Origin of the sequence: Xanthomonas sp. LMG 12459, from assembly GCF_009192905.1 — a bacterium.
In the GTDB taxonomy this organism is placed as follows: domain Bacteria; phylum Pseudomonadota; class Gammaproteobacteria; order Xanthomonadales; family Xanthomonadaceae; genus Xanthomonas_A; species Xanthomonas_A sontii.
Window position 1 is genome coordinate 35,141 of the sequence record NZ_NSGT01000032.1, and the last position, 22,943, is coordinate 58,083.

The 22,943-nt window shown below is 68.6% G+C and carries 20 protein-coding genes and 1 tRNA gene; 13 read left to right on the forward strand and 8 right to left on the reverse strand.

The window, feature by feature from the left end; genetic code table 11:
• Window positions 1-22: 22 nt before the first annotated feature.
• Window positions 23-1,171: a prephenate dehydratase gene (gene pheA / locus CEK65_RS08205; protein ID WP_017910781.1), complete on the forward strand. Its 1,149-nt coding sequence runs from the start codon at window positions 23-25 to the stop codon at window positions 1,169-1,171.
• A gap of 538 nt (window positions 1,172-1,709) precedes the next feature.
• Window positions 1,710-3,023: a 3-phosphoshikimate 1-carboxyvinyltransferase gene (gene aroA, locus CEK65_RS08210; RefSeq protein ID WP_152181389.1), complete on the forward strand. Its 1,314-nt coding sequence runs from the start codon at window positions 1,710-1,712 to the stop codon at window positions 3,021-3,023.
• Between the two features lie 67 nt (window positions 3,024-3,090).
• Here the strand turns inward: aroA and CEK65_RS20955 are convergent, their stop codons facing one another.
• Both CEK65_RS20955 and CEK65_RS08220 read right to left on the reverse strand, forming a co-directional pair.
• The gene (locus CEK65_RS20955; RefSeq protein WP_167521972.1) at window positions 3,091-3,228 is read right to left on the reverse strand and encodes a hypothetical protein; all 138 of its coding nucleotides are present in this window, start codon (window positions 3,226-3,228) and stop codon (window positions 3,091-3,093) included.
• Window positions 3,229-3,456: 228 nt separating this feature from the next.
• Window positions 3,457-4,113: an energy transducer TonB gene (locus CEK65_RS08220; protein ID WP_152181391.1), complete on the reverse strand. Its 657-nt coding sequence runs from the start codon at window positions 4,111-4,113 to the stop codon at window positions 3,457-3,459.
• A 131-nt stretch (window positions 4,114-4,244) separates the two neighbouring features.
• Here CEK65_RS08220 and serS point away from each other — a divergent pair, with 131 nt between their 5' ends.
• From serS to CEK65_RS08235, 3 genes are all read left to right on the forward strand, one after another.
• A complete protein-coding gene (gene serS, locus CEK65_RS08225; protein ID WP_152181392.1) occupies window positions 4,245-5,525 on the forward strand; it encodes a serine--tRNA ligase in 1,281 nt (426 codons plus the stop codon).
• 385 nt (window positions 5,526-5,910) lie between these two features.
• The gene (locus tag CEK65_RS08230) at window positions 5,911-6,900 is read left to right on the forward strand and encodes a LysR family transcriptional regulator (protein ID WP_152181393.1); all 990 of its coding nucleotides are present in this window, start codon (window positions 5,911-5,913) and stop codon (window positions 6,898-6,900) included.
• 101 nt (window positions 6,901-7,001) lie between these two features.
• A tRNA-Ser gene (locus tag CEK65_RS08235) sits at window positions 7,002-7,091 on the forward strand.
• A 111-nt stretch (window positions 7,092-7,202) separates the two neighbouring features.
• Here CEK65_RS08235 and CEK65_RS08240 read toward each other — a convergent pair.
• The gene (locus CEK65_RS08240; RefSeq protein WP_152181394.1) at window positions 7,203-8,123 is read right to left on the reverse strand and encodes an AraC family transcriptional regulator; all 921 of its coding nucleotides are present in this window, start codon (window positions 8,121-8,123) and stop codon (window positions 7,203-7,205) included.
• Between the two features lie 114 nt (window positions 8,124-8,237).
• On the opposite strand from CEK65_RS08240, the gene CEK65_RS08245 reads away from it, so the two are divergent.
• The 5 genes from CEK65_RS08245 (at window position 8,238) to CEK65_RS08265 (ending at window position 12,186) form a co-directional block, all read left to right on the forward strand.
• Window positions 8,238-8,978 (forward strand): DUF2306 domain-containing protein, encoded by a 741-nt coding sequence (locus tag CEK65_RS08245; RefSeq protein WP_226980518.1) that lies wholly within the window; start codon window positions 8,238-8,240, stop codon window positions 8,976-8,978.
• Window positions 8,979-9,170: 192 nt separating this feature from the next.
• Window positions 9,171-9,734 (forward strand): hypothetical protein, encoded by a 564-nt coding sequence (locus tag CEK65_RS08250; RefSeq protein ID WP_152181395.1) that lies wholly within the window; start codon window positions 9,171-9,173, stop codon window positions 9,732-9,734.
• Entirely contained in the window at window positions 9,731-10,309 is a 579-nt protein-coding gene (locus CEK65_RS08255) for a hypothetical protein (protein WP_152181396.1), read from the forward strand. Before CEK65_RS08250 ends, CEK65_RS08255 begins: the two co-directional genes overlap by 4 nt.
• Window positions 10,296-10,889, forward strand: a complete 594-nt coding sequence (locus tag CEK65_RS08260; protein ID WP_226980519.1) for a hypothetical protein — start codon at window positions 10,296-10,298, stop codon at window positions 10,887-10,889. Before CEK65_RS08255 ends, CEK65_RS08260 begins: the two co-directional genes overlap by 14 nt.
• Complete coding sequence (locus CEK65_RS08265) at window positions 10,882-12,186, forward strand: hypothetical protein (RefSeq protein ID WP_152181397.1); 1,305 nt, start codon at window positions 10,882-10,884, stop codon at window positions 12,184-12,186. Before CEK65_RS08260 ends, CEK65_RS08265 begins: the two co-directional genes overlap by 8 nt.
• A 68-nt stretch (window positions 12,187-12,254) precedes the next feature.
• Here the strand turns inward: CEK65_RS08265 and CEK65_RS08270 are convergent, their stop codons facing one another.
• From CEK65_RS08270 to CEK65_RS08280, 3 genes are all read right to left on the reverse strand, one after another.
• Window positions 12,255-13,004: a BPL-N domain-containing protein gene (locus CEK65_RS08270; RefSeq protein ID WP_226980520.1), complete on the reverse strand. Its 750-nt coding sequence runs from the start codon at window positions 13,002-13,004 to the stop codon at window positions 12,255-12,257.
• Between the two features lie 29 nt (window positions 13,005-13,033).
• Complete coding sequence (locus CEK65_RS08275) at window positions 13,034-13,363, reverse strand: hypothetical protein (protein WP_152181398.1); 330 nt, start codon at window positions 13,361-13,363, stop codon at window positions 13,034-13,036.
• A gap of 278 nt (window positions 13,364-13,641) precedes the next feature.
• Window positions 13,642-14,220 (reverse strand): DUF3617 domain-containing protein, encoded by a 579-nt coding sequence (locus CEK65_RS08280; protein ID WP_226980521.1) that lies wholly within the window; start codon window positions 14,218-14,220, stop codon window positions 13,642-13,644.
• 347 nt (window positions 14,221-14,567) lie between these two features.
• On the opposite strand from CEK65_RS08280, the gene CEK65_RS08285 reads away from it, so the two are divergent.
• Window positions 14,568-15,755 carry a DUF2252 family protein gene (locus tag CEK65_RS08285; RefSeq protein ID WP_152181399.1) on the forward strand — a complete coding sequence of 396 codons (1,188 nt, stop codon included), beginning with the start codon at window positions 14,568-14,570 and terminating at the stop codon, window positions 15,753-15,755.
• Between the two features lie 27 nt (window positions 15,756-15,782).
• On the opposite strand, the gene CEK65_RS08290 is transcribed toward CEK65_RS08285, so the two are convergent.
• Window positions 15,783-16,244: a GNAT family N-acetyltransferase gene (locus CEK65_RS08290; protein ID WP_152181400.1), complete on the reverse strand. Its 462-nt coding sequence runs from the start codon at window positions 16,242-16,244 to the stop codon at window positions 15,783-15,785.
• 461 nt (window positions 16,245-16,705) lie between these two features.
• Here CEK65_RS08290 and CEK65_RS08295 point away from each other — a divergent pair, with 461 nt between their 5' ends.
• Complete coding sequence (locus tag CEK65_RS08295) at window positions 16,706-17,353, forward strand: response regulator (protein WP_026143418.1); 648 nt, start codon at window positions 16,706-16,708, stop codon at window positions 17,351-17,353.
• Window positions 17,354-17,970: 617 nt separating this feature from the next.
• Here the strand turns inward: CEK65_RS08295 and CEK65_RS08300 are convergent.
• On the reverse strand, window positions 17,971-21,516 hold the full coding sequence (locus CEK65_RS08300; protein ID WP_152181401.1) for an Rne/Rng family ribonuclease: 3,546 nt from the start codon (window positions 21,514-21,516) through the stop codon (window positions 17,971-17,973).
• Between the two features lie 394 nt (window positions 21,517-21,910).
• Here CEK65_RS08300 and CEK65_RS08305 point away from each other — a divergent pair, with 394 nt between their 5' ends.
• The gene (locus tag CEK65_RS08305) at window positions 21,911-22,900 is read left to right on the forward strand and encodes an RluA family pseudouridine synthase (RefSeq protein WP_043090516.1); all 990 of its coding nucleotides are present in this window, start codon (window positions 21,911-21,913) and stop codon (window positions 22,898-22,900) included.
• Window positions 22,901-22,943: the final 43 nt, after the last annotated feature.

Sequence of the window (22,943 nt, forward strand, 5' to 3'; positions counted from 1 at the left end):
ACCACCGAGGAACCCCCGATCCATGGCCGCAAAGCCGAAGAAATCTCCCGCCGCCGACGCCAAGCCGGCCAAGCCCGCGAAACCCGCCGCCACGCCGGCCCTGGCCGACGTGCGCGCCAAGATCGACGAGATCGACCGCACCATCCAGGCGCTGATCGCCGAGCGCGCGCAGTTCGCGCACCAGGTCGGCAAGGCCAAGGGCAAGCTTGCCGCGGCGGTGGACTACTACCGGCCCGAGCGCGAGGCGCAGGTGCTGCGCATGGTGGTGGACCGCAACCAGGGCCCGCTCAGCGACGAAGTGCTGGTGCACGTATTCCGCGAGATCATGTCCGCGTGCCTGGCGCAGCAGGAGCCGCTGAAGATCGGCTACCTGGGGCCGGAAGGCACCTTCAGCCAGCAGGCGGTGCTCAAGCACTTCGGCCGCTCGGCGGTGGGCCTGCCGATGGCCACCATCGAGGAAGTGTTCCAGGAAGTGGAAAGCGGCAACGCCGACTTCGGCGTGGTGCCGGTGGAGAACTCGGGGCAGGGCACGATCCAGGTCACCCTGGACATGTTCCTGACCTCCAACCTGAAGATCTGCGGCGAGACCGAGCTGCGCGTGCACCAGTTCCTGCTCTCGCGCAGCGGGCGGCTGGACGCGATCGAGAGGATCTACGCGCATCCGCAGTCGTTCGCGCAGACCGCCGGTTGGCTGCGCGCGAACCTGCCCAAGGTGGAGAAGATTCCGGTCTCCAGCAACGCCGAAGGCGCGCGCCGGGCGCGCAATGCCGACGATGCGGCGGCGATCGGCGGGGAGAGCGCGGCACATGTGTATGCGCTGAAGAAGGTCATCATGAAGTCGATCGAGGACGACGCGGACAATACGACGCGCTTCCTGGTGATCGGGCGGCAGATCTTCCCGCCGTCGGGGCACGATCGCACGTCGGTGCTGGTGTTCATCCACGACAAGCCCGGTGCGCTGTTCGATGTGCTCAGTCCGTTCGCGCGGCATGGGATCAGCATGAATCGGATCGAGTCGCGGCCGTCGCATCAGGCGAAGTGGGAATACGGGTTCTTCATCGATCTGGCGGGGCATGTGGAGGATGAGGCGATGAAGTTGGCGTTGGCGGAGTTGAAGGCGCATTCGGCGCAGATCAAGGTGTTGGGGTCGTATCCGGTGGCGGTGCCTTGATCGAGCCGTCTTTTCGTCGCGGCGCGACGGCCAAAACCAAAGGCCATTTGATTAACAGTCAAGTGCTCTAACGTTGTTGGCTGGAGAAAAGCGGGAAGGCAACAGCAGAAGCAATAGCAACAGCTTTCGCGCTGACGCGCGAGTCACTTTTCTTTGCTTGTGCAAAGAAAAGTAACCAAAAGAAACACACCCCCGGGCGGGCTGCCCCGCGCTGCGCGCGGGGTCCGCGGACACGACGGGAATTTTCGGAAGGCACATCCATGTGCCTGCCGAAAACGACGCGCATCCTGCGCGTCGCCCCTCACGGGGTTTTACCCGCCGTGTCCGCCAGCCCTCACGGGGGGATTGAGAGCAACAGCGAAAGCAAGAACAACGGCAACAGCAAGAGCAACAGCAACAGCAACGGCAAGAGCAACGGCAAGAGCAACGGCGGTGGCTGACTTGGTGTAGGCGTCGTGGCAGCAGCGCAAGCGCGCTGTAGCGGCGCCGATGTCGCCGGGTGGTGGTGGATCTTCGGGTGGTTGGACTTTCAGGAACGATGATGAGCAACGAGCAAGGCTGGATCGCAACGCGCGGCACTGCGCTGCAGGGCACGCTGACGGTGCCGGGGGACAAGTCGGTGTCGCATCGGGCGGTGATGTTCGCGGCGTTGGCCGATGGCACGTCGCGGATCGAGGGGTTTCTCGAGGGCGAGGACACGCGTTCGACCGCGGCGATCTTCGCGCGGCTAGGGGTGCGGATCGAGACGCCGTCGCCGTCGCAGCGTGTCGTGCATGGGGTGGGCGTGGATGGGCTGCAGGCGCCGCAGGGCGAGCTGGATTGCGGGAACGCCGGCACCGGCATGCGTCTGCTCGCCGGGCTGCTTGCGGCGCAGCCGTTCGACAGCGTGCTGGTCGGCGATGCGTCGCTGTCCAAGCGGCCGATGCGCCGGGTCACCGAGCCGCTGGCGCTGATGGGCGCGCGCATCGACACCGAAGCCAATGGCGTGCCGCCGCTGCGCATCCATGGCGGCCAGCCGCTGCGCGGCATCGACTTCGTATCGCCGGTCGCCAGCGCCCAGGTCAAGTCGGCGGTGCTGCTGGCCGGTCTGTATGCCGACGGTGTCACCACGGTGCAGGAGCCGCATCCCACCCGCGACTACACTGAGCGCATGCTGTCCGCGTTCGGCGTGGACATCGAGTTCGCGCCGGGCCAAGCGCGGCTGCGCGGCGGCCAGCGTCTGCGCGCCACCGATATCGCGGTGCCGGCGGACTTCTCCTCTGCGGCGTTCTTCATCGTCGCCGCCAGCATCATTCCCGGCTCGGACATCACCCTGAAGGCGGTCGGGCTCAATCCGCGCCGAACGGGTCTACTGGCCGCGCTGCGCTTGATGGGCGCGGACATCGTCGAGCACAACCACAGCGAACATGGCGGCGAGCCGGTCGCTGACCTGCGCGTGCGCTACGCGCCGCTGCGCGGTGCGCGGATTCCGGAGGACGTGGTGCCGGACATGATCGACGAGTTCCCGGCGCTGTTCGTCGCCGCGGCCGCCGCCGACGGCCAGACCGTGGTCAGCGGCGCGGCGGAACTGCGGGTCAAGGAGTCGGACCGCCTGGCGGCGATGGCCACCGGGCTGCGCAGCCTCGGCATCGTCGTCGATGAGACCCCGGACGGCGCCACCATCCACGGCGGCACGCTGGGTGCCGGGACCATCGAGAGCCACGGCGACCATCGCATCGCCATGGCCTTCGCCATCGCCGGGCAGCTGGCGCAGGGCGAGGTGCGGATCCAGGATGTGGCGAACGTGGCGACGTCGTTCCCGGGTTTCGACACGCTGGCGCGCGGCGCCGGCTTCGCATTGCGCACCGCCTGACCGCCTGCGCAGCGCCGGCCGCGTGCAAGCGCGGCCGGGGGAAGAGGCAAGTCGGGTTGTCGAAACGTCAGTGCGTCGGCTGCGGACGCGGCGGATCGTTGGCGGGTGTCGACGGTGTCGACTGGGTAGCGCGGTAGCCGCTGCCGTCGTCGTCGCGGTCCACGGCCAGCCACCAGCCGGCCACCGCCAGAGCCAGTGCAATCACGATCATCCAGGCCCAGGGCGACCCGCGATCGGCCCGCGCGTGCGCTTCCCCATGCGCAGACGACGGACGGGCGGGGCGCTTCCACGCGTCCAGCGGCTGTGTCGACTTGTACGGGGTGGGCATGGCGGCAACTCCGGTGCCGTGGGACGGGTCCAGTGTCACCCAGGACCCGCGTCAGGGGTGTCACCCCCATGTGAACGCCGCCCGCGCGTCCGGGCGGCGGTTCAGTTAAGGCCCGGGCTTGAAGTCGAACGGAATCTCGATGCTGGCCGGCACTGCACGGCCGTTCTGCTGCGCCGGGCGGAACTTCCAGCGGCGCACGGTTTCCATCGCCGCGCGGTCCAGATCGCGCGAGCCGCTGCGCCGGAGCAGGGCCACGCCGGCGGGCGCACCGCTGGCATCGACCTCGACCCGCACCACCACCGTGCCGGCATCGCCACGGCGCAGCGCCGCCGGGGGATAGCGCGGCGGCGGGGTCTGCCCTTCCAGCGGCACCGGGCGGTTGCCCGGTGCCAGCGCGGTGGCCGTGTTGCCGGCGGCATCGGTGCCGGCGGCCGGTGCCGGCGCTTCCGTGGTTGGCGGCGGCGCCGGTGCGGTCTCCACCAGCTTCGGCGCGTCGCCGGCGGGGGCCGGCTTGGCCTGCGGCATGCTGCTGGCGGCGCTGCCGGCGGGCAGCGGCTCGGGCAGCGGCTTCACCTGTTCGGTATCCTGCTGCACCTGCTGCGCCGGCTGCGGCTTGTAGAAATCGTTGTCCTTGCGTCCGACCAGCCACACCACCAGGAACAGCAGCAGGCCGGCGGCGAAGGCGATGCCGACGATCGCGAGCAGGCGCCGCGGCAGATGCAGCACGATGCCGGACTTGGAGGACGAGGGCGACGTGGACATGGGACTCACCGTAGGGAACCGTTCGATTCTGGCATAGCCGCAGTGAATCGCGCGCCGCGGCGGGCGCGAGTCGGCAAAACCGCGACGGACAGGCGATAATCCCGGGTTCGTTCCCCTGGCACCCCGCGCCCATGCTCGATCCCGCTCTGCTTCGCCAACAGCCCGCCGACCTCGCCGAGCGCCTGCGCACCAGTCGCGGCTATGCGCTGGACGTGGCCGCCCTGGAGGCCCTGGAGGCCGACCGCAAGCGCATCCAGGTGCGGACCCAGGAACTGCAGAGCCTGCGCAACAGCCGTTCCAAGGCGATCGGCCAGGCCAAAGCCAAGGGCGAGGACGCGAGCGCGCTGATGGCCGAAGTGGCCGGCTTCGGCGACGAACTGAAGGCCTCCGAGCAGCGCCTGGACGAGATCCGCGCGCAGCTGGAGACGCTGGCGCTGGAGATTCCCAACCTGCCGCAGGCCGACGTGCCGGTGGGCAAGGACGAAGCCGACAACGTCGAACTGCAGCGCTGGGGCACCCCGCGCAGCTTCGATTTCGAGGTCAAGGACCACGTCGAACTCGGCGCGCGCCACGGCTGGCTGGACGGCGAGTCGGCGGCCAAGCTGTCGGGCGCGCGCTTCACCGTGCTGCGCGGGCCGATCGCGCGTCTGCACCGCGCCCTGGCGCAGTTCATGCTGGACCTGCACACCGGCCCGCATGCCTACCAGGAAACCAACGTGCCGGTGATCGTCAACGCCGACAGCCTGTACGGCACCGGCCAGTTGCCGAAGTTCGAGGAAGACATGTTCGCCACCGCGCTGGGCGAACAGAAGCGCTATCTGATCTCCACCTCGGAGATCTCCCTGACCAATCTGGTGCGCGACGAGATCGTCGAGGCCGAGCGCCTGCCGCTGCGCATGACCGCGCACTCGCTGTGCTTCCGCTCCGAGGCCGGCAGCGGCGGCCGCGACACCCGCGGCATGATCCGCCAGCACCAGTTCGAGAAGGTGGAACTGGTCAGCGTGTGCCGCCCGGAAGACAGCGCCGCCGAACACGAGCGCATGACCCGTTGCGCCGAGGTGGTGCTGGAGACGCTCGGCCTGCCGTACCGCAAGATGCTGCTGTGCACCGGCGACATGGGCTTCTCCGCCAGCAAGACCTACGACCTGGAAGTCTGGCTGCCGTCGCAGCAGACCTATCGCGAGATCTCCTCCTGCTCCAACTGCGGCGACTTCCAGGCGCGGCGCATGCAGGCGCGCTGGCGCAACCCCGCCACCGGCAAGCCCGAGCTGCTGCACACGCTCAACGGCTCCGGCACCGCGGTCGGCCGCGCCATGATCGCAGTGATGGAGAACTACCAGAACGCCGACGGCTCGATCACCGTGCCCGACGCGCTGCGCCCGTACATGGGCGGCGCCGAGCGGATCGGCTGATCGCTCGGGCCCGGGGCGTCGGCCCCGGGCGCGCCTCGCGTCGCCGTTGCTGCGGCGACGCCCTCCTGTCCGTCCCTGCGCTCAGGCAACGTGTCCTGATGCGGGCAGTGCACCGCCTTGCGCCAAGTGGGGCGTCGACCCGGACGGTGCAGGGCGTTCGCAAGCAGTGCCCGTTGCAGCACGCGCCGCAGCGGCGTTCCGCGTGCGCCGAACTCCCGTCCCGTCCCGTCACTTCGCGCTAGCCCGGCCGGGGTTACCCTGCGGCGGCCTCCATCCGTGCCTCAGCCACCGCGCGAGCGCGACCGGCGTCCCTGCAGCGCAAATCGTTGTAGGAGTAGAATGAACCGGATCCGATTGTCCCCATCGTTCTAAATATCGAAAGAACATGCACGACCTCAACGATCTGTACTACTTCGCCATGGTGGTCGACCACGGCGGGTTCGCCGCCGCCGAGCGCGCCCTGGGCATCCCCAAGTCGCGCCTGAGCCGCCGCATCAGCCAGCTGGAGAGCGACCTGGGCGTGCGCCTGCTGCAGCGCTCCACGCGCCGCTTCGCCGTCACCGACCTGGGCATGAGCGTGCATCGCCACGCCCAGACCATGCTGGCCGAGGCGCAGGCCGCGCGCGAAGTGGTCGACCGGCTCAGCGCCGAGCCGCGCGGGCTGGTGCGGGTCAGCGTGCCGGTGTCGCTGGCGCAGATGCAGCTGCCCAAGCTGCTGCCGATGTTCCTGGACCAGTACCCCAAGGTGCGGCTGCAACTGAACATCAGCAACCGCCGCGTCGACATCATCAACGAAGGCTACGACGTCGCCCTGCGCGTGCGTTCGCGCCTGGACGACGACGGCAGCCTGGTGATGCGCAGCTTCGGCCAGGTGCAGGAGCTGCTGGTCGCCAGCCCCAAGTACCTGGACCGCGCCGGCCGCCCCAAGGATCCCGAGGAGCTGACCTCGCACGTCACCCTCAGCATCAGCGAGGACGAGGCCCGGCAGCGCTGGGAACTGCATGGCCCGGCCGGCGAAGTGCGCCGCGTCGACCTGCAGCCGCGCGTGGCCGGCTTCGACTTCCCGCTGCTGCAGTCCATGGTCAAGGACGGCTTCGGCATCACCCTGCTGCCGGAGACCGTCTGCGCCGAAGCCGTGCGCAACGGCGAACTGGAAGTGGTGCTGCCGGAATGGTCGCTGCCGCAGGGCATCTGCCATGCCGTGTTCGCCTCGCGCCGCGGCCTGCTGCCGGCGGTGCGCGTGTTCATCGACTTCCTCGCCGAACACCTGCCGCGGCAGATCGAGGCCTCGCGCCTGGACTGCGGCGGCAACTGCACCGAACGCACCAAGGCGCGTCACTCGACCCTGGGCGCGATGGCGGTCGAGGCGGGTTGATCCAGACGCCGGCCGCGCACGTCGGTCGAGCAAAACCGCCGCGGGCGTGCGAAAATGCGCGCCCGTGCGGGTGATTCCGGGTTACCGCCGCGTTCGCAAACGGAGAGATGGCCGAGCGGTTTAAGGCACCGGTCTTGAAAACCGGCGAAGGGTCAAACCTTCCGTGGGTTCGAATCCCACTCTCTCCGCCACACTGGCGGTCAAGGCGTGATGGCGTTTGCGGAGCCCAAGGGCGGGACGCCTGCGTTGATCTAGGGCGGTGGGACCTAAGCAGTGTTCGCGTCCTTAAGACACCCACAGCGTCAGAACTTGGCCGCTATTGATTGCGCGCGATACTGGCTGGGCGATGCATCGAAGTTGCGTTTGAATGCAACCGCGAACGCGCTTTCAGACGAGTAACCGACAGACATGCCGATCGCACCGACCGACAGCGTCGACGTCAGCAGACGATGAGACGCCAGGGCCATGCGCCACCGGGTCAGATAATCCATCGGCGTCTCGCCGGTGACGCGCTCGAAATGGGCGGCGAAGCTGGAGCGCGACATCCGTGCGGCGGCGGCCAATTCTGCGACCGTCCACCGATGGCTGACGTTCGCGTGCATGGCCGTCAGGGCACGATGCAGTGCGGGCACGCCGAGCGCGGCCAGCCATCCCATCTGCTGCTGGCCTGTCTCCAGATGGGCGCGCAAGGCCTCGATCAAGAGCGCCTGCGCAAGGTGTCCAGCGAGCAGATCGCTGCCTGGCCGAGGTTCGCGCAGTTCGACGATGAGGCGCCGTACGCTGGCTTGAAGCGCCGCCTTGTGATCTTGAGACCGGATGTGGACCACCGGCGGTACCGCTGAAAGGATGGCCGCAGCATGTTGGCCGCGCAACGAAAAGAATCCCCCGATGCCTCGACACACCCCGCCGCCATTGAGTTCAGCGACGTGGCCAGGCGGCACCTGTGTCAGGAACGAGATGGCGTCCTGCCACGTTACGGGGGCGCCTGCATACAGCTGCATGGCGGCTCCTCCTTGCACAAGAATCACATCACCCGGTTCCAAGGCGATATGAGAGCGGGCGTTCTGCAGCACGATCCTGCATTCCCCCGAATCGATGGCAAAGCATCGGATGCCGTCGGCTGGTGGGAAACGCAGTCCCCAGTCGCTTCCAGCGTCCAACCCGCGAAATCCATACGAGTCGAGCTGAACGAGGGTGAGGATGTCGGAAAGCGGGTCGGTCATGTCTGGACGATAGCGACAGATGTTTCGACGATCGAACATGGGCTCGGCTGCCCGGCACCGATAGTGTTGCACTTGAAGGACGTGGCGGACATGCCGCGGCTTGAAGTTCGGCCCATGGCCGCATTTGTCACTCCAGGGGGCAGCATGATGCATTCGGCGTATCGGTCGCAGGCAAGCACGACAGCGAAATCCAGACGGTCGGGCTATGCATGGGGCGTGCTCGCTGTATTGAGCGGCACGGTCGCCCTGCTGTCCTATCGCTATCTGTTTGATCGAGGTCCGGTGCCACCTGGGGTCGCAGCCAACCGGCACGTGCATCCCTGGTTGATCGTGCACGCGACCAGCGCCGCGACGGCGCTGCTCTGTGGGCCCCTCCAATTCGTTCGCCGGCTTCGTCTGCGTCACCCAGGGTGGCATCGGGCGACCGGACGCGTGTATGTCGCGGGTTGCATGGTCGGAGGCCTTTCCGCCGTGTTTCTTGCTGCCGGGATATCCACCGGGCCTGTCGCTGGCGCGGGATTCGGTGCGCTTGGAATCGCGTGGATGGCGACAACGGCCATCGCGCTGCGCAAGGTTCTGACAGGTCGGCTGGCTGAGCATCGGCGCTGGATGATGCGCTCGTTCGCCTTGACCCTGTCTGCGGTAACGCTGCGTCTTTACCTGCCTTTCTCGACGTTTGTCTTGGGCATCGAATTTGTCGTGGCCTATCGGGCGATTGCCTGGTTATGCTCGCTACCGAATCTTCTGGTGGCCGAGTGGCTGATGAAAGCGCACCCATCGGCCCTCGGGCGAGATGACGTTAGCCCCGATTTCAAGCGCTCAGAACAGGCACCCGCGTCGCGGGATCCGCGATAAGCGCCTTGTCTCTCGCTTGGAGCATTTGCTAGGTGGTCTGGAAGTAGGATCCACAGTGCGGACGGATACTGTTTCTCTTCATTCAGTTGCGGGTTGCACGTCTTCGCAACCCGGTGCTACCGTCCGGCCGAGCTTCCAAAAGGGTCACCCGGTTTGGTGAGCAAAGCGTCTCTAGGACAGTGGCGGACACGGATGCTGGCCGGGGTCGGTGGCATTGCCGCGATCGTGGTGGGGTGGGGCATCGGCTTGTTTGAGGCCAAGGAGGTGCCGGTGCCGCCCGCACTGCAGGCCGGGAAGGACGTTGCCGCAGGTGAGTGGTCGCTGCGCTTCGACCACGTAGAGACCAGCGACCGGTTACCGGATGGCGAGGTGGTGTCGCGCGACGGTCGCAAGGCGATCGTGCTGTATCTGCAGGCCACCAATCGCACCACGCAGACCAGCGGCTCGCTGGTGCAGGCGGTGGCGTTGAAGACGCCGCCGCGCGGGGCCGATGCGCGGCCGACCGCCTATCTCGTGCGCGATCGTGCGGCGACCACCGAATTGCAGCCGGGCCTGCCGGAACAGGTCGCCCTGGTCTGGACCTATCCGGCGACGGAGCAGACGGCCGCGCGCGTGCGATTCGACGTCACCGCCAGGACTTTCAAGGCCTTCGACAATCTCTACGCGCAGCCGCTGTGGACCGATCCGCATCCGGTCGGGGTCGTGGAGCTGCCGCTTGGCGCAGCGCCTACCGGCGCACAGGCGGGTGAACCGTGAAGCGGCTGGCTGCCATCGCGATCCTGCTGCTTGGCTTCGTGCTGCTTGCCGGGATGCGCTGGACGATGCCGCGCTACGAACGCATCACCGGTCCGATCGCGGTGTCCGGAGCGCCGGGCAGTTGGGTGCAGACCGACAATCTGGCCGTGGACGCCGGCACGCTGCAGCTCGCGCACACGATCCGCTTCAAGGCGGCGGGCGCGGTGCAGCAGCGCGACAGTGGCGGCGTGTGGCTGGTGGTGCCGGTGCGGTCGAAGGTCGCGCGCGCGACCACGCGCGTGTATGGCCGGATCTGGGCAACGCCCGACGGCCGGCGCTACCGCGCCAGCGGCCGCGCCGAGATGGGCGATGCGGTGCTGTCGTCGATCAAGACCCTGCAGCCCGGGTTGGAGCGCAAGGACGTGCTGGTGTTCGAACTGCCGACCGCGCTCGCCAGGGCCGGCGGCACGCTGCTGCTGTCGGAGGACCGCGACCCGCAGCTGACGGCCGAGGCGCAGGTGCGCTATCCGCCGCTCCCGCCCGCAACGGCGGTCACTGATGTGCTCGATCTGGATGCGCTGCATGCACGCCTCTGACCGCGACGTGGCCCCGGCCGTTTCCGAGCGGCGCATGCGCTGGCTCGCACTGGCGGCATTGATTGTGCTGGTGCCGTGCACGATGGCCGCGACCGGCTGGCGCGATGCGCGGGAACTGCTGCATGCGCGCGAATGGCGGCCGGTGGATGTGGCGATGGCGCAGACCGTGGACTACGACGGCGCCGCCGTTCGCCTCGCGTCGGTCGACGTGCTGCCGTTCGAGGCGGGGCTGCCCGCCGATCGCACCTTCGTGCGCACGCGTCTGGCGCTGGTGCCGGGCGCCGCCGGCGCGCAGTGGAGCGATTGCACGCTCAAACTGATCGACAGCACTGGCCGATCCTGGTCCGCGATCGATACCGTGCCGGACCTGTTGCAGCGCGCCCTGGCCAAGCCGGGCGAACCACCCGGCTTGGCCTGCGATGGACTGGCCGTGTCCGCGGCCAAGCCGGGCGTGCCGTTGGCGATCGACGGCTACTACCTGGTGCCGCGTGCGGTGGCTGCGCAGCTGCAACTCACCGTGAGCACGCGCGGCGGTCGCCCGCATTACCTCCGTTTCGCGCGGGGGCAAGGCCATGACTGAGTTGGCGCTGCGCGGCGGGCCGCTGGGGTTGATCGGCGACACGCTGCGGCTGTGGTTCCGCTACCTGCCGCAATTGCTCGCCGTGGCGCTGGCCGGCGTGTTGCTCAACGAACTGCTGCTGCAGGCTGCGGTGTGGATCGGCTACCAGAATCGGCTCGCCGGCTTGCTGTCGCTGACGCTGGTGGTGCTGGTCAAGCTGGTGATCTTCGTGCTGCTGTTCGAAACGCTGCGCCCGGCCTTGCCGGGGATCGCCAGTGCGGCGCTGGCCGACCAGGCCGACGCGACGACTGCACAGGACGAGGGCAGGGCGCGCTGGCGCCGTCTGTCGGCGATCGTCTCGCAGGCGCTGGTGCCGTTCTTCGCCTATTACGCCGCCTGGGGCTTCCTCGGCGAGACGATCCGTGCCTACGGGCGCGAGGGCTTGGGACAGCTCAATCCGTTCGATCCGACCTACCGAGGGTCGCTGTTCGAGGTGTCCGGCGGCTGGTGGCTGGCGGCGTCGGTGGGGTTGCTGTGGCTGATCCGGCGCGGCGCGAAAAAACAGAAGCAGCGCAGCGCGCATCCGGCGTGGAACGTGCTGATCGTGCTGTGCGAGGCCGGCTGGACCTTCGTCGGCATGTACGTGCTCACCGAATGGAAGGGCGGGGTGTTCCGCTGGCTGGCGCATCTGCGCATCGCCGATCTCGGCCAGCAACTGTGGCAGGGCATCAGCCATCCGATCGGTGTCGCGCATGCCGCGCTGCCGGGCGCGGTGGAACAGGCGCCGCCAGGTGTGGCTGACACGCTGGTGGTGATCTTCTTCTCGGCCTTGTTGCCGGTGGTCTGGCTGGCGTTGGCCGCGCTGATCTACCGCTACGACGTGCACAACGCCGAATGGAATGCGCCCGGCAAGTGGTCGAGCAAGGTCGACGGCACGCTGGGGCTGTGGCGCAAGCTGCCGACGTGGTTGCGCGACTTCATCGGCCATTTCTGGGCGGGGACCGTTTCGCGCTATCGCGCTGCGGCCAACAGCGTGCAGTTGGCCGGCGCCACTGGGTTGGCGGCCCTGGTCACCTTGATCGTGCTGTATCGCGCCCTGGACTGGGCCTCGGCCTGGGCCTGGATGGGACTGACCCGGTTGATCGGCCCGCACCCGCAGGTGGTGTGGCAGGCGATCGCCAATCAGCTGTCGTTGGTGCTGGGCACGCCCAGCGATCCGGGCGACGGCATCCTGCCGCAGACGCTGAAGATCTGCCTGCTCGCGGCGACGCTCGAGCGCGCCTTCCGTGCCGGTCGGAGTTGGCGGGCGTTGAAGTAGTCCGCGCCGCCCGAGCCGTCCGCATCGGGCGGTGACGCGTCAGCCGGCGGCGGTCGGCACCGATGGACTCAGGGCTGCGACGCCGGCAGGGCGAACTCGTCGAACAGCGCCTGCAGGACCGGCGTCCTGGGCATCCTGTCCAGCGGGATCTCGGCCTGTTCGAACCAGCTCCGGTCCGCCTCGGGATGCGGACCGCTGAGCACGACGGTGCCGCGGCCGAAGCCGTAGCGCGCCGCGGCCACATCGCCATTGGCGTAGGTGGCGAGCGCGCGGAAGCCACCCTGGGTGCTCTTCGGGAAGTAGGGGCCGTCCTGGAAGAACACGCTGTCGGGGCGGCCCTTCCAGCGAACCGCGACGGCCTCCTCATCGATGGTGGTGACGGGGAAGCCGGGTCGGCCGACCTCGCCATCGAGATCGTCGCCGATCAGGCCCATGTTGGTGTCATCGGCAAGATAGGCGCCCATGCACAGGCCCAGATAGCCGCCGCCCTGCGCGACGAAGTCGCGGATGGCGGCGATCCGGCGCTCGCCCATCGCCTGCAGCGCGGCCGGAATGTCCTGCCCGCCGCCCGGTTGCACATAGATCGCATAGCCGCGCAGGGTGGCGGGCGTGACGTCTTGCGCCTCCTTCGGGCCGATGATGTCGACCTTGTACTGCGGACTCAGTGCCTCGATCGCTTCTTTGGCGGTTTCTGAGCAATCGTCGCAGCCGGCTGCGCCGCGATAGACTGCGACACGGATCGTGGGTTGCGCGTTCGCCGCGGACACGCAGGCGAACGCGAGGCAGCACAGCGCCGCCAGTCGCAATGGAAGTTTCATGGTCGGCGCTCCTGGCGCAAGTCGGAGATTCAGTGTTCGTGCGAATGCGGCAATGCGACCAGTCGGTAGTCGCCGTCGCCGATCGACGGCCCGATCTTGCAATCGGTGAGGCGAACCGCCTCCTTGCCGGCCACCTTGCGCGGCAGGCAACTGCCGCCATGCGTGCAGAATGCGCCGCCCGACGGCGTGTCGCGCGCGATGTCCACCGGCAAGGTCTGGCCCTCGTTCCAGGTGTTGTGCATGTCGTCCTTCACCGTGGCGAGCATCATCGCGTGACAGTCCGGCGCCGGCGTACGTGCGCTCGCCAGGGCGGGTACTGCGGCCAGCGCGATGATCGTGGCCAGAAGGGTGTTGCGCATGGGTGTTTCCTGTTCGTTGTGGGTGGGTCGGCACGGCAAGGACGCAAGGAGCGACGCGCTGTCGCTGGAGGCGTACATTCAGCCGATCGGCCTGCAATCAGGCATGAACAGGCCAGTGCCTCGCTGCGCAGGCAACTGGTCGGAGGGTGGATCGCGCCGCGGCAAGCGCGGACGCCCGCGCATGAAAAACGCCGCGACGGGTCACCGTCGCGGCGCTTGGAACAGGACTGGGATGCTTCCAAAAGCGACGCTGGGCGTCGGCATCAGGACAGGCGCGCTCAGCCTGCAGGCGGTGCCTTGGTATCGCCGGCCTTGATATCGCCCGGCTGACACTCGCCCAGGCGCTTGCCGTCCATCTTCATGTGCGTCTTCATCGACATGCCGCCCGGCAGGCCGGTGATCTCGGAATGCGATTCGGAGGCCATCTCGGTGGCGCTGAAGGTGCCGGTGCTGGTGCCGGCGACCTTGATGTCGCCCATGGTGCAATGCATCTTCGCGTCGATCTTTCCGTCCTTCATGCTGAAGGAGTCGTACACGCAGTTCTTCTGCATCGGCGAGGCGCTGCCGAAGAGGCTGGTGGGATCGTTGATCTGCTCGGCGGTGAGGCAGACCTTGGCGGTGCTCGGCGGCACCTTCGGCATCTGCGGCATGTTGCCCGAGCCGCCGCTGGTCTCGCTGCTCACTTGCTCGATCCGCATCTCCCATTGGCCGGGCTGCAGCTTGGCCGCCTGCACCTTGGCCACGTCGGCGACCGAGGCGTTGGACATCGCGACGTTGTCGCCGTTCTTGTCGCCACCCTTGCCGCAGGCAGCGAGCAGCACACATACAGCAACCGTTGCCGGCATGGTCAGACGCATGAACTTCTCCCTAAGTTATGTGAGGTGCGCGGAGCATAGCCGGGGACGTGATTAAGATCACGTCGACGCCGGGCGCTGCCGTTGGCGCGTGCCTGGTCGCGCAGGAGGCGGTGGAGAGGCTGGATCCGACCGCCGCAGGCACGCGCGTCGGCGGCAGAAGAAGCAGCAAACCCTGCGTAATCGCACGCCGCCACCGCGCCTGCATGCGGTGCGTGGCCGCGCGATCCCCGCGATCACTGCGTATGTTGCCCAGGTGCTTGCCGTGCACGGACCATTTCGTTCGGCTCTGCTAGCGTCTGCGCCGCCGCGCGTGACCCCCACGCCATCCGCTCCAGGTCCGACCTTCGATGCCCAGCCTCGCCGAACGCCCCGTCATCCTCGAACGCAAACGCACGTTGAAGATGGCCCGCTCCGCCCACGCCTATGTCCGCGGCAACACGCTCAAGTTCTACGAATGGCTGGCAGCGTCGCCGGCGGCGCGGCGCGTGCCGATGGGGCCGGCGATCTGGATCTGCGGCGATTGTCACCTCGGCAACCTGGGCCCGGTTGCCGACGGCGAGGGGCACGTCGAGATCCAGATCCGCGACCTCGACCAGGGCGTGATCGGCAATCCTGCGCACGATCTGATCCGCCTGGGCCTGTCGCTGGCCACCGCGGCACGCGGCTCGGACCTGCCCGGCGTCACCACGGCACGGATGATGGAGGCGATGATCGACGGCTATGGCGCCGCCATCGAGGATCCGACCCGCGATCACCCCGGTGCCGAACCCGAGACCGTGCGCAGCATCCGCCGCGAGGCCTTCGGCCGGCGCTGGCGGCATCTGGCCAAGGAACGCCTGCAGGCGGTGGAGCCGCGTATCCCGCTGGGCGAGAAGTTCTGGGCGTTGGCGCCGGAAGAACGCGAGGCGCTGGAACGGCTGTTCGCCGATCCGAAGGTGGCGCAGATGGTGCTGTCGCTGAAGGGAAAGCCCAAGGATCGCGAAGTGCGCCTGGTCGATGCGGCGTACTGGATGAAGGGCTGCAGTTCGCTGGGCCTGCTGCGCTATGCGGCGATCGTCGGCCTGAAGACCGGCAAGGGCCATTGGTCCTATGCGCTGGTCGATCTGAAGGAGGCGGTCGCCCCGATCGCACCGGCCGCGCCCGATGCGCGGATGCCGGCGGACAACGCCGAACGCGTGACCGCCGCCGCGCGGGCGTTGTCGCCCTACCTGGGCAGCAGAATGTTGCCGGTACATCTGCTGGGCCGCTCGCTGTTTATTCGCGAGCTCTCGCCGCGCGACCTGAAACTGGAAGTCGACCAATTCAATCACGTCGAGGCGGTGCGCTCGGCGCGCTATCTCGCCTTCGTCGTCGGCAAGGCGCATGCGCGGCAGATGAAGCCCAGGACGCGGGCCGCGTGGCTGCAACAGTTGGACGCCGACCGGCGCAAGGCCATCGACACGCCGTCGTGGCTGTGGGAGAGCGTGGTCGCGCTCGCCGGGCATCACGAAGCCGGTTATCTGGAGCACTGCCGCCGCTACGCGTTGGCCGCCTGACGGCGACTCCGTGGTGCGCGATCCGTTTCAGCCGCGCGTGCGGTCCAGGTCCAGCGCCATGTCCCAACGGTCCAGCCCCGCGCCGTAGCCGTTCGCGACCACGCGCTCGACCGTGAAGCCGAAGTGCGCGTAGAACGCCTGGGTGTGCTGGCTGGTGTCCAATTCGATCCGCGCGACGCCGGCACTGCGGCAGGCGTCGAGCCGGGCCTCGGTCAGTGCGCGGCCCAGGCCCTGGCGGTGCAGGCGGCGGTCAACCATTCCCCAGCCGAAGCTGGCGACGCGGCCGTCGAGGCGCACCGCGTGGCCGCCGCAGGCCACCACCGCGCCCGCGCGGACGACGACCAGGTAGTGCCAGGCGCCGGTGTCGTGCTGCAGGAAGCGGTCGAAACCGGCGCGCTCGCTGCGATCGAAGAACTGCGGGACGTTGCTGTCGAACAGCGCCAGGCAGGCGGCGCGGTCCTGCATGACGTAGGGGCGGATCGTGTTCACTCGGGCAGTGTGCCGCAGGCGGCCAGGCATGTCGTGGCTGCGCCGCCTGCGGAAGGTCGCATCGGCCATTTCCGACGCGAGTGTCGGAAAATTTCGCCGGGCCTGTCCGGGATCCGCAGCGGGGTGGTGTCCGGAAGCGGGAAGGGGGAGGGTCAGATAATTCTGACGTGAGATCAGGATTGTCCTGATAACGCTTTTCCCGCCGCACCAGCATACTGGCCTCGGCCTGACGCAGGGACCGTCGCGCGCCTTACGGGGAGAGCGCTGGCAGGTCACTCGACCCTGCGTGCCGAGCCTTGAGTAAGCTCGGCAGGGTTTTGATGACGACACGATGACGCTTCGCGAAGTGCAGATGAGCACTCCGTGAAGCGTCGTCGTTTGTCTACAAATTCGTATTGCCCTGAATAATTCACGCAGATAGTCTGGATGGTGCGGTATCCGCTGCGTTGGGGTTATACGAGATGGCCATCAGGGTTTTTCTGGTCGATGATCACGCTCTTGTCCGTACGGGCATGAAGCTGATCCTGTCGAATCAAACGGATATCGAGATCGTCGGCGAGGCCGACAGTGGCGAAAATGCGCTCCCGCAGATCCGGCAGCTGAAGCCGGACATCGTCCTGTGCGATCTGCACATGCCCGGCGTCAGCGGGCTGGAAGTCACCGAGCGCATCGTCAAGGGCGACCACGGCACCAAGGTCATCATCGTCTCGGTGCTGGAAGACGGTCCGCTGCCCAAGCGCCTGCTGGAGGCAGGTGCCTCCGGCTATGTCGGCAAGGCCGGCGACGCCCAGGAGCTGCTGCGCGCGGTCCGCGACGTGGCGATGGGCAAGCGCTACCTCGGCGCCAACATCGCGCAGAACCTTGCGCTGGCCAATCTGGAAGGCGGCGGTTCGCCATTCGACGCGCTGTCGCCGCGCGAGCTGGAAGTGGCCCTGCTGCTGACCCGCGGCCTGCGCCAGGAAGACATCGCCAAGCGCCTGAGCCTCAGCGCCAAGACCGTCAATACGCACAAGGCGCGCCTGTTCGAAAAGGTCGGCATCCAGGACAACATCGCCCTGGCGCGCCTGGCCACGCAGTACGGCTTGCTGGATCCGACGCATCCGCTGTAGTCGGCGTTGCCTGCCGAGCTGACACCAGAGCGGCCTTCGGGCCGCTTTTGCGTTGTGCTTGCGCCAACGTGCGGACCTGTTCGCAGTGGATCGATTGCGAACCCGCGTCCGCGGCTATCGCCGACGCCCCCGGCACTGGCGCGTGCCGCGGTCGAAATGGCTGGGTGCCGCTGCGGCAGCACTTGGCGAAAGCGGTGGAGTAGGGAGTGCGTGCTCTGCGCGAATGCATCGCTCGCGACTGCAGCGAGCGCACAACGACGCGGATGTGCATGTGGTGGTGGGTCTTCAAGACACTTCGGTCGCAGCGTTCCGCGCAGCAGGTACTGCACGCATCGCGTGTTTTCGCAGGAGCGGCTTCAGCCGCGACCGGCGCATCGGGAAAGCCCCGTCGCGGCTGAAGCCGCTCCTAGGAGGTGATCGTGTAGCTCATCGAGTCACGGCAAAGCGAGTGTTGCCGTGGCTTTGAAGGGGAAGCCACGGCTGCTGCGCCGAACGGGACGCGCGAAAGGCAGTACGCGTGCAGTTGAGCCGTAGCGATGGATGCGTTTGATGGGCGCCCAAAAGAAAAAAGCGGCCCGAAGGCCGCTTCTTTCATGCTGCACCGGCAGGAGCGGGGATCAGCCGCGATCCTTGTGCTCGTCGCCGTCCGCCTTGTCCGCGGCATGCGGCGCAGGCGCTGCGGACTGCGCCGCGGCAGCAGCACGTTCCTTCCGCGCCGCCTCGTCCACAGTCGCGATCTCCGCCTGCGCCGCCGTCGCCGGAGCAGCGACGGACGTTGCGCTGTCGTCGCGTCCCGGCGTGACCGATGCGGCCTCGGTCGACGCTGCGGCCGCTGCCTCACCATTGTGCGGAACCGCTGCCGGTGCCTCGGCGAAGGCGTCGAGCAGGGTGGTCTGCACTGGCGCGTAGGCTGGCTTGGCCGGGACAGCGTCTTCCGCACGCGGTTCCGCGGGAGCGGTGGGCGTGGCGGCCGGCGCTGCGCTCGGCGCGACGGTGGTTGCCGCCGGCGTGGTCACGCCCGCCGGATCCTCGACGGTGGCCTTGGCATCCGCCGCGTCCGGCTCGGCGACCGGCGCCTTGGCGGCGGTGGCAGTCGGTTGCTCGATGGCGGTGGTGACCGCCTGCGGCTGCGGCGCGACGGCCGGCGTTGCGGGTTCGGCCGGTGCCGCGGTGCGCTCGGTGGCGACGGTTTCCTGCGCGACCGGCTTGGTCTCGGCGACTGCGGCCGCCACCGGTGTGGCCGCGACCATGGTGTCGGCGTGGGCCACGGCGGCATCGCTGACGCCCTGGGCTGCAGCGGCCGGCGCGGTCGGCGCAGGCGATGCGGTCACGGCCTCGACGGGGGCAGCCGGCTGCATCGGTGCGGTGGCCGGCGCAGGCACGGGGTCGGCGGTGATCGGCGCGGGGGCCTGGGCAGCGCCGTCGGCCGGTGCCGGTGCACCGACAGGAGCCGGACGCTCGCGACGCGGCTCACGCTTCTCCTGCGGCTCGCGCTTTTCCTGCACGGGCGGCTGCGACTTGGCCGGAGCAGCATCGGTGGTGCCGTCGTCGTCGAAGTCGAACTCCGGCTGGCTGCGGCTCGGCGCCGGCGCGCTTTCGCCGTCGCTGTCGCCGGCATCCAGGTCGGCATCGTCCAGGCCGGCGGCATCGCCGGCAGCACCGGCTTCGCCATTGCCACGGCGACGGCGGCGGCCACCGCGACGGCCACGACGGCGGCGGCCGCCGGCATCGCCGGTACCGTCCTCGCCCTCGGCGCCTTCGCCAGCGGGCACGGCCTGCGCGGTTTCGGCGGCGCTTTCGCGTTCATCGATGCTCACTGCTGCCGCGGTCTGCGCCGGCTGCACCGGTGCGGCGGCTGCAGCGTCGACGGCTGCTGCCGGTTCCTGCGACGCGGCGATCGCGCCACCGGCGACCGCGGCGGCGGCCAGCGTGGTGGCGTCCTGCACCGGGGTCGCCGGTGCGGTGGCGACCGGTGCGGCCTGCTGCTTGGCGACGGCTTCGTCGGCGCGCGGCTGGCGTTGCGGCTTGTCGCCCTGCGCGGCGGCCTGCGCCGGCTCCTGCTGCGGCTTCGGCTGGCGCGGCGGGTTCTGCGGCTGCTGCTGCTTCGGCGGCTTGGGCTGCTGCGGCTGCTGCTGCGGCTTGGCCTGCTGCGCGGCCTGCTCGTTGCGCGGCGCCTTGGGCTGCTGGTTCTGCTGCCCGGCGGGCGCGGCGCCACCGTTGCCATTGCCGGCGCGGCGCTCGTCGCGGCGCGCGTTGCCGCCGCCGTTGTTGCCGTTGCCGCGGGCGGCATTGCCGCCCTGGCCGCCGTTGCGGTTGCCGTCGCGGCGCGCATTGCGGTCGTGACGATCGCCACGGTCGTTGCGGTTGCGATTGCCGTCCTGCGGGCGCTGGCGCTGTGCCGGCTCGGCGGCGGCCGGGGCCGGGGCCGGGCTCTCGCCGGCGCCGAAGATGCGCTTCAGCCAGCCGACCACGCCGGTGGCCGGCGGCGCGACCGGGACCGGCGCAACCACGGGTGCCGGTGCCGGTGCGGCCACAGGTTCTTCGACCACTTCGCGCACCGGGGCCGGCTGCGAGTGCTTCACATTGGTCACCGCAGGCGCCGGGATGTTCAACTGCGCCTTGGTCAGCGCGTGCACCGGCAGCTTGCGCGGGGTGCCGCGCTGGTAGCTGGGCTTGGTGCTTTCCTCGCCCAGCTCGTTCTCGCGCAGGCGGGTCACTTCGTAGTGCGGGGTGTGCAGTTGCTCGTCGGCGACGATCACGATCGGCGCGTCGTGGCGCTTCTCGATCTCGCTGAGCGCGCGGCGCTTTTCGTTGAGCAGGTAGTTGGCGATCTCCACCGGGGCCTGGACCAGCACCTGCCCGGTGTTCTCCTTCATCGCGTGCTCCTCGGCGACGCGGATGATCGACAGCGACAGCGACTCGACGCTGCGCATGCGGCCGTGGCCGTCGCAGCGCGGGCAGACGATCTGGCTGGATTCGCCCAGCGACGGACGCAGGCGCTGGCGGCTCATCTCCAGCAGGCCGAAGCGCGAGATGCGGCCGATCTGCACCCGTGCGCGGTCGTACTTGAGCGCGTTCTGCAGGCGGTTCTCGACCTCGCGCTGGTGCTTGTTGGAGGCCATGTCGATGAAGTCGATGACCACCAGGCCGCCGAGGTCGCGCAGGCGCAGCTGGCGCGCGACCTCTTCGGCCGCCTCCAGGTTGGTCTGGAACGCGGTGTCCTCGATGTCGCTGCCCTTGGTGGCGCGCGAGGAGTTGACGTCCACCGCGGTCAGCGCCTCGGTCTGGTCGACCACGATCGAGCCGCCGGACGGCAGGCGCACGCTGCGCTCGTAGGCGGCCTCGATCTGCGACTCGATCTGGAAGCGGTTGAACAGCGGGATGTCGTCGGTGTAGTGCTTGAGCTTGCGCAGGCTCTGCGGCATCACCTGCTGCATGAACTCCTGGGCGTCGCCGTACATCTCGGCGGTGTCGACCAGGATCTCGCCGATGTCGGCGCGCAGGTAGTCGCGCAGGGCGCGGATGATCAGCCGCGACTCCTGGTAGATCAGGAACGGCGCCGGCTTGGCCAGGGCGGCCTCGGCGATCGACTTCCACACCTGCAGCAGGTAGTCCAGGTCCCACTGCAGCTCTTCGGCATCGCGGCCGACGCCGGCGGTGCGGATGATCACGCCCATGTCGTCGGGGATGTTCAGCTTGTCCAGCGCTTCCTTCAGCGCGGCGCGGTCCTCGCCCTCGATGCGGCGCGAGACGCCGCCGGCGCTGGGCGAGTTCGGCATCAGCACCATGTAGCGGCCGGCCAGGGAGATGAACGTGGTCAGGGCCGCGCCCTTGTTGCCGCGCTCTTCCTTGTCTACCTGGACCACGACTTCCTGGCCCTCGCGCAGCAGTTCGCGGATCGTCGCCTTGTTGTGGTCGACGCCGGCCTGGAAGTAATCGCGGGAGATTTCCTTCAGCGGCAGGAAGCCGTGGCGCTCGCCGCCGTACTCGACGAAGGCCGCTTCCAGCGAGGGTTCGAGCCGGGTGATGCGGCCCTTGTAGATGTTGGACTTCTTCTGTTCCTTGGACGGCTGCTCGATGTCGATGTCGTACAGGGTCTGGCCGTCCACGATGGCCACACGCAGTTCTTCTGCCTGCGTGGCGTTGATCAGCATTCGCTTCATTGTTGCGTTCCTCGCGCTGCTACCGCGCGGAACGCCATGGGGTTTCGCTTCTGGTCACGCTTCGTCGCCCATCGCGCAGGCGCGGGGTGGGCGTCTTGGGTTTCCAGCGCTACGACACCACGGCGAGCCGCGGGAGCGCTTCTTGCTTTTAGGTGGTTCAGGACCGGCGGCGACTCCAGCCAGGCTGGGCGCCGCACGGGGCATGTTCAGCGCGGACGCTTGCGGCATCCGGCGATGGCCGGGTAGGCCGGTGAGCCGCTAACATGGCCGCCCCGGGGGCGGTGGTCGCGCACTGTGCCGGAATCGTCGTAAGCCGGGCTTCTGGCCCTCAACTAACTTCCAACGAAATCAAACCCTTATCTCGCCCCCCGAGTGTAACAGAATAAACTGCCTGATGACTTCCCCCCCGATCCCTCCAAAGCCGCGCGATGTCGCGACCAGCGCGGTGCGCATTCTCAAGGTCCCGGAAGACAGGGCCGGACAGCGCGTAGACAATTTCCTGCTCGGCCAGCTCAAGGGCGCGCCGCGCAGCCTGATCTACAAGCTGATGCGCAGCGGCCAGGTGCGGGTCAACGGCGGCCGCACCAAGGCCGAGCGCAAGCTCGAGGCCGGCGACGAGGTGCGCATCCCGCCGGTGCGGCTGACCGAGGAGGGCGAGAAGAGCGCGCCGCCGGATGCGTTCATGGCCCGGCTGGAGGCGGCGATCGTCTACGAGGACGCGCGGCTGCTGGCGCTGAACAAGCCATCCGGCGTCGCCAGCCACGGCGGCAGCGGGATCAGTTTCGGCGCCATCGAGACGCTGCGTGCGCTGCGTCCCAATCAGTCGCTGGAGTTGGTGCACCGGCTCGACCGAGACACCTCCGGGCTGCTGATCGTGGCGAAGAAGCGCTCGGCGTTGACCGAATTGCAGGCGCTGATGCGCGAGGACGACCGGGTCCAGGGCCGCGGCATCAGCAAGCGCTACCTGACCCTGCTGGTCGGGCGCATGCCCGACGGCACCATGAGCGTGGACGCGCCGCTGCACATCGGCCTGCGCCAGGGCGGCGAGCGCCACGTGCAGGTGAACGCGGCGGGCAAGCCGTCGCTGAGCCACTTCCGGGTGCTGGAGCGGCGCGGCGGGCATTCCTATTGCGAGGTGCGGATCGAGACCGGTCGCACCCATCAGATCCGCGTGCACGCCCAGCACCTCGGGCATCCGGTCGCCGGCGACGACAAGTACGGCGATCCGGCGGTCAACAAGCGCCTGCGCGAGCAGATCGGGCTCAAGCGCCTGTTCCTGCATGCCGCCTCGCTGGAATTCAGCCTGGACGACGGCAAGACGCCTTATCTATTGAATGCCCCGCTGGCCGACGAACTGGCCGAAGCGCTGAACCGCCTCGGCTGACCCAGGCCCGCGGGAGCGGCCTGCTGCCGCCCCCGCACTGCGC